The 6,611-nt window shown below is 69.4% G+C and carries 3 protein-coding genes; 2 read left to right on the top strand and 1 reads right to left on the bottom strand.

Annotated elements, in window-relative coordinates:
• Nucleotides 1-111: 111 nt before the first annotated feature.
• Nucleotides 112-4,185: an ABC transporter ATP-binding protein gene (locus tag QN358_RS16050; RefSeq protein WP_323512943.1), complete on the bottom strand. Its 4,074-nt coding sequence runs from the start codon at nt 4,183-4,185 to the stop codon at nt 112-114.
• Nucleotides 4,186-4,328: 143 nt separating this feature from the next.
• On the opposite strand from QN358_RS16050, the gene QN358_RS16045 reads away from it, so the two are divergent.
• Nucleotides 4,329-5,240, top strand: a complete 912-nt coding sequence (locus QN358_RS16045; RefSeq protein WP_136642759.1) for a 2-deoxy-5-keto-D-gluconate 6-phosphate aldolase domain-containing protein — start codon at nt 4,329-4,331, stop codon at nt 5,238-5,240.
• A gap of 80 nt (nt 5,241-5,320) precedes the next feature.
• Nucleotides 5,321-6,607 (top strand): SGNH/GDSL hydrolase family protein, encoded by a 1,287-nt coding sequence (locus QN358_RS16040; RefSeq protein ID WP_136642760.1) that lies wholly within the window; start codon nt 5,321-5,323, stop codon nt 6,605-6,607.
• Nucleotides 6,608-6,611 lie beyond the last annotated feature (4 nt).

Here is a 6,611-nt window from a genome sequence, read left to right as displayed (position 1 = left end):
CCTTCGTCTGGCCCGCCCAGTACTGACCCCCGTCGCATCCGGCCCGCGCCCGTCCGGCCCTCCCGCCCCGCCTCCCGCCTCGCCCCCGTCATCGAGAGGGCCGGCGGCGGCTCAGGCGGCGGCGCCGCGCTCGGCTGAGACGAAAGCGGTCCACATGGCGGCGTAGCGGCCGCCGGCGGCGAGAAGGTCGTCGTGCGATCCGACCTCGGCGATGCGGCCGGCGTGCAGCACGGCGATGCGGTCGGCGGCCCGCGCGGTCTGCAGGCGGTGCGCAATGACGATAGTGGTGCGCCCGGCCGATACCCGCTGCATGGCCGCCGTGACGCGCGCCTCGGTGGCGAGGTCGAGGTTCGAGGTCGCTTCGTCGAGCAGCAGGATGGCCGGATCCACCAGCTGCGCCCGCGCCAACGCGATCAACTGGCGCTGACCCGCTGACAGCGACCGGCCCCGCTCGCTGAGCTCGTGCAGGTACCCACCCGCGAGCTCGACGATGAACTCGTGCGCTCCCACATCGTGGGCAGCGGCCTCAACGTCGGCGTCGCTCGCGTCGGGGCGCCCGTACGCGATGTTGTCGCGCACCGACCCGGTGAAGAGGAACGCCTCCTGCGGAACATAACCGAGCTGCTTTCGGAACGCCACGAGGTCGAGCGAGCGAACATCGAGTCCGTCGACCAGCACCGCGCCGGATTCGACGTCATAGAACCGGGCGAGCAGCTTCATGACCGTCGATTTGCCGGCGCCGGTCTCCCCGACGAGTGCGACCGTCTCGTGCGGGGCGATGACGAGGTCGATTCCGCGCAGCGCCTCGGGTGGGCGGCGAACGGCCGCGTCGGCGCTGACCAGCTCCCGGGTGTCGGCGGGGCCTCGCCGCGCGGCGGTCTTGGGGCGTGGGGAGCCCGGCCGGGCATCCGGGGCCGCGGGGTAGGCGAAGTGCACGTTCGACAGCACCAGGGAACCGGTGAGCCGCCCGGCGCTCACCGGGTTCGAAGCGGCGGGGGTGAGCGTCTCGAGTTGCATGAGTTGCGCGATGCGCCCCACCGAAACGCGGGTCTGCTGCCATGAGTCGAACACTTGCGAGAGCTGCTGAATCGGCGAGAAGAACATGTCGATGTACAGGATGAACGCGATGAGCGCCCCCGAGGTGAGCTGCCCGCTCGCAATGAGGCCGGCCCCCACACCGAGCACGATGGCGTCGGCCACCCCCGAGAGAAAGCCGACGAACGGAAAGTATGTGGCCACCAGCCTCTGCGCCGCCACGCGTGACTGCAGGTACTGCCGCCCGAAGCCGTGGAAGCGCTTCATGGTCTCGGCCTCGTGCACGAACGCCTGCGACTCGCGCACGCCGGAGAGACTCTCTTGGAAGTCGGCGTTCACCACGGCGATGCGGTCGCGCGACTCGTCGTACAGCCGCGACGACCGGTTGCGAAACCAGACCGTGGCGATGGCCAGCGGAATCACGACCGAGAGCGTGCAGAGCCCGAGCTCGAGGTTCACCGTGAGAAGCGCCACCCCCACCCCGACGAAGGTGACCACCGAGACGAGCGCCGAGAGCAGCCCGTTCTGAATGAGCGATTCGAACTGGTCGACGTCGGTGGTCATGCGGGTCATCACCCGCCCGGCCATCTCGCGTTCGTAGTAGTCGAGTGAGAGGCGCTGCAGCTGCGACCAGATGCGAACGCGAAGCGAGAGCATCACGCGCTGGGCGATGCGGCCGGTGACGAAGGTCGAAGCGATCTGATCGAGCAGATCGGCGAGCACCACGATGAGATAGAGAGCGGATGCCCCGAAGAGCACGGCCGCGCTGCCGGCCTGCACGCCGTTGTCGATGCCGGTCTTCACCAGAACCGGCCCGAGCAGCCCCGCCACCGCGTCGATGACCACCAGCACGAGCCCGCACGCGAGCGGACGCTTGAACTCCCTCAGCAGCCGCCCCAGGCTGAAGCGCGCATCACGCCGGGTCTCGTGGTCGAGGTCGAGCGAGGGAACATCGGTGACCGGCCCGAGCGCCGCCACGCTGGCGAGCAGCTCGGGGGTCGGTGCGAGAAACGAGACCGCACCGCGGCCACCGCCGCGGCCACCCCCACCGCCGCCGAGCCCGGCACCGAGGCTGCCGCCTCCGCCGGCCGCGCCGCCGGATGCGTGGGCGTGGGCTGCGCTGCCGCCGGGCTTCCGCCACGCAGACTCGGTGAGCGCGGGCCCGCCACCCCCGGTGGCCGCCCCCGCGCGGGAGTCGCGGGCCTCGTCGCCGAGTTCGGTGTCGTCGTCGGAGCGGATCTCGTCGCGCGCGGCAAGCCCCGCCAGAACCTCGATGCGCCCATCGGCGGCGCCCGCCGCAGCGGCAGCGGAGTCGTCGTCGAGACCCGAGAGCAGGCTGCGGTACGTGGCGCTCCGTTCGAGCAGTTCGTCGTGGCTGCCGCTGTCGCTGACGCGCCCGTGTTCGAGAACCACGATGCGGTCGGCCAGGTGCAGCGTCGATTCGCGGTGCGCGATGAGCAGAACCGTGCGGGTACCGAGGGCGTCGCGCAGCCCGTCGTGGATGAGTTCTTCGGTCTTCGCGTCGATGGCGCTCGTGGCATCGTCGAGAATCAGAATGCGGGGGTCGTAGAGAATCGCCCTGGCCAGGGCGATGCGCTGGCGCTGCCCACCGGAGAGGCTCAGCCCGCGCTCGCCCACCACGGTGTCGTAGCCACGCGGCAGTCGGGCGATGAACCCGTCGGCCTGGGCGATGCGGGCCGCCGCCTCGATGTCGGCCTGCGACGCATCCGGCCGGCCGTACGCGATGTTCGAGCGCACCGAGTCGGAGAACAGGAAGCTCTCGTCGAACACGACCCCGACCTGCCGGCGGAGCGACGCGAGAGTGAGGCCGCGCACATCGATTCCGTCGACGCGCACAGCACCTGCGGCGGGGTCGTAGAAACGCGAGATGAGGGCGGCGACGGTCGACTTGCCGCTGCCGCTCGGGCCCACGATGGCCACGCGCTCGCCGGCGGCGATGTGCAGATCGAAGTGGTCGAGAACGGTGTGCGGCGCGGTAGCGGCGCCCACGTCAGTGCCAGTGCCACTCGCTGCGTCGGCGGCGGTGGCACTGCTCGAAGTGCCGGCGCCGGTGGCACCGCTCGAAGTGCCGTACGCGAACCGAACGTCGTCGAAGTCGATCGACCCGCCAGCACCGGCGGGCAGGGCGACGGCGGTGGGGGCATCCCGAATCGCCGGCCTGCGATCGAGCAGCTGGAAGATGCGCTCGACCCCCACCCGCGCCTGCTGGCCGATGGTCAGAATGCCGGCGAGCTGCCGGGCCGGCGCCATCAGTTGGGCGACATAGGCAGAGAAAGCGAGAAAGGTTCCGATGGTCAACTGGTTGTTCAGGGCGAGCCAGCCGCCGAACGCGAGCACGGCCACCTGCGCGAGGGTCGGCACGGCTTCGAGCAGCGGCTGGTAGCGCGACTGGATGCGCACCGCCCGCATCTGCGACCCGTACAGCGAGCTCGACGCGGCCACCATACGGTCGACCTCGTGCTTCTCGCGGCCGAACGCTTTCACGACCCGCACGCCGGTGACGTCTTCGTCGACGATCTGGGCCACGTCGCCCTCGTGCTGCTGGGCGTCCCACGTGGCCGGGAACACCTTCAACCGCATGCGGTACGAAATGAGGAAGAGCAGCGGCGTCACCACGAGGGCGACGAGTGCAAGCGGCCACGACAGAATGAACATGACCACCAGCGAGAGCAGCATGAGAATCACGTTGCCACTCACGATGGGCAGCATCATGAGCAGCCCCTGCACCAGCGCCGAGTCGGAGTTCGCCCGCGAGACCAACTGCCCGGTCGAGAGTGTGTCGAGTGTGGCGAAGTCGATGGACTGCAGGTGGTCGTGCATGTCGTTGCGCAGGTCGTTCTGCACCTCGAGCGCCACCTGCCCGCCGCGGTACCGGCGGAGGTACGCGAAGCCGAAGGTGGCCGCGGCGAGGGCCAGCAGCAGAATGAGCCAGGGCAGCAGGGGAGTGCTGGGCGTCAGAATGACGTTGTCGACGATCTGCCGCGCGACGAGTGGCACCACAACCTGGCAGGCGCTGCCGAGCAGGGCGCCCGTGAGGGCGAGGGTGAGGCTCAGCCGATGGCGCAGCATGTACGCCCAGAGCCGGGCTACCCAACCGCGCTCGGGGGCAACGGTGGAGGCGGGAGGCATTACCTGATTCTACCGTTCGCCGAGGCCGGGGCGGCCGGTGTCAACCGCCTCCGAAGCACCTCGCGTCGCCCGGGTGAGGCTCGTAGGCTGTGACGCACGAACCCTGACGACACACAAGACCCACGAAGACGAGGCACCCACCCATGGCCGGCTCCGACACCACCCTGCTGTTCATTCTCGCTGCCGACCACCGCGACAGCCTCGAGCGTGACCTCTACAAGCTCACTGCCCCAGCCACCCCCACCGAGGCCGCGCGCATCGTGGCCGACAAGCTGCTGATCTACGAAGCGGTGCTCGCCGCGTCGGCCGAGCTGCCCGACGGCGTTCAGGCGGGGCTGCTGATCGACGAGCAGTACGGCGCTTCGGCGGCGGAGCTGGCCGCCGGGTCGGGTGGCGCCGTGGCGTTGACGATGCCGCTCGAGGCCAGCGGGCATCCGTGGTTCGAGTTCGCATACGGCGACCAGTGGCAGGCGCACGCCGAGTTCTTTCGCGCCACGCACAGCAAAGTTCTGGTGCGCGACAATCCGGCTCTGGATGCCGCCGACCGCGCTGCACAGGCCGAAAAGCTCGCCGCGGTGTCGGCCTGGGCGGCCAGCGCGGGGCGGCCCCTCATTCTCGAGCTGCTCGTTCCGGCTGGCGACGCCGACCTCGCGCGGGTCGACGGTGACACTGAGCGGTATGACCGGGAGCTGCGCCCCGCGCTCACCGTCGAGGTGATGGAGTACCTGCAAGACCGCGGGGTCGAGCCGGCGCTCTGGAAGATCGAAGGGCTCGACGAGACGGCCGGAGCCGAAGCCGTGGCCCGTGCCGCCGTGCGCGGGGGCCGCTCGGCGCAGTGCATCGTGCTCGGAAGGCACGCTCCCGCCGAGAAGCTCGATCACTGGCTGAACGTTGCGGCGCCCGTGCAGGGCTTCGTCGGCTTCGCGATCGGGCGGAGCATCTGGTGGGATGCCCTCGCCGAGCACCTCGCCGGCACGGTGTCGGCCGATGAGGCGCGCACCCGCATCGCTGACGCGTACCTCGGGTTCGCCCGGGACTATCTGGCGGCCCGGTGACGACGTACACCTCGGCGGCTGCGCGTTCGCTGATAGTGTGGCGGCTATCGTGAAGCTGCTTGTCTAGCACAAAGGAAAAAATGACGTCTCGCACGCCGCGCTCTCTGACAGCACCCCGCAGAACCGCACTCGCGCTGGCCGCTGCCGTGGTGGCTGTCTCCGTGCTGGCGTTGGCGCCGACCGCGACGGCAGCGAGTCTGCCGGGCGCAGCAGTCGCAACGGTTCGCACCGATGCCAGTGCGCTGCCGACCGCGGGGCTGAACTACGTGGCTCTCGGTGACTCGTACTCGTCGGGGCTCGGCATCGAGCCAGAGACGACGTCGCTGCCCGGCTGTGGCCAGGCACAGCAGAACTTTCCGCACCAGGTGGCCGCCACTCTGGGTCTGAACCTCACCGACGTCACCTGCAGCGGGGCGCAATCGAAGAACGTCGTCAGCGACGCGCAGGTCGTGACAGACCCCGCGACGAGCACCAGCTACGCGGTGCCGGCGCAGATCGGTGCCCTCTCTGCGTCGACTGACGTCGTCACGATCACCGTAGGTGGCAACGACAGTCTCACGTTCGCCTCGGTGGCCCAGGGCTGCGCTGCAGCTTCGGCAGACAAGGGGCCGCTGCTCTTCCCCCCGGCCGCAGTTCCGAATGCGACGGCGTGTGCGCCGGTGTATTCCAAGCTGATCGGCTCCATTGCCGGCTCGCTCGCCAGCACCATCGCCGACACCTACAAAACCATTCGCAGCGCAGCGCCCAACGCCAAGATCTTCGTTCTCGGCTACCCGAGCATCGCGCCCGATGCGGCCAACACGCCCGCTACGCCGACGGCGTGTTTCACTGACATCACTCACCCGAACAGCTTTCCTTTCGGCATCACCGACACCGTGTTCCTCCATCAAGTCGAGACCGCGCTGAACACGGTGACCGCCACCGCGGCGGCGGCCGCAGGGTTCACCTTCGTGCCCGTCTTCGAAAACTCGCTCGCGCACACCGCCTGTGCCACTGTCGATCCGTACGTCAACGGCGTCACCGTCGATCTCGTGACCAAAGTGATCGCCCCCACCTCGCTGCACCCGAACCCAGCCGGTGTCGCATACATGGCCGGCCTGCTCGAGCCGCTCATCGCGGCAGCGTTCCCGGCAGTCGTGGCCCCCGTGCTGACGCCAGACCCCGTGTTGTCACCAGACCCGGTGTTGTCACCAAACCCCGTGCAGTCAGGAGCGGCAACAGTCGCCGCCACCTCGGGGCTGGCCGCAACAGGTCTTTCGGAGACATTCCTCGTGGGTGGCGGCGTGCTTGCACTTCTGCTCATGGTCGCCGGTGCCGGAACCGTGTATCTGCAACACCGCCGGCGTTCTGACACACCGAACGACTGAGCAG

It is taken from the genome of Subtercola sp. RTI3 (genome assembly GCF_035018625.1).
In the GTDB taxonomy this organism is placed as follows: Bacteria; Actinomycetota; Actinomycetes; order Actinomycetales; family Microbacteriaceae; genus Subtercola; species Subtercola vilae.
The sequence above is the reverse complement of the archived record's forward strand: the minus strand, read 5'-3'. Positions and strand labels throughout refer to the sequence as shown.

Excerpts from the sequence above, each read along its gene's own strand:
- QN358_RS16050 (WP_323512943.1), bottom strand. The coding sequence starts at position 4,185 with ATGCCTCCCGCCTCCACCGTTGCCCCCGAGCGCGGTTGGGTAGCCCGG.
- QN358_RS16045 (WP_136642759.1), top strand. The coding sequence starts at position 4,329 with ATGGCCGGCTCCGACACCACCCTGCTGTTCATTCTCGCTGCCGACCAC.
- QN358_RS16040 (WP_136642760.1), top strand. The coding sequence starts at position 5,321 with ATGACGTCTCGCACGCCGCGCTCTCTGACAGCACCCCGCAGAACCGCA.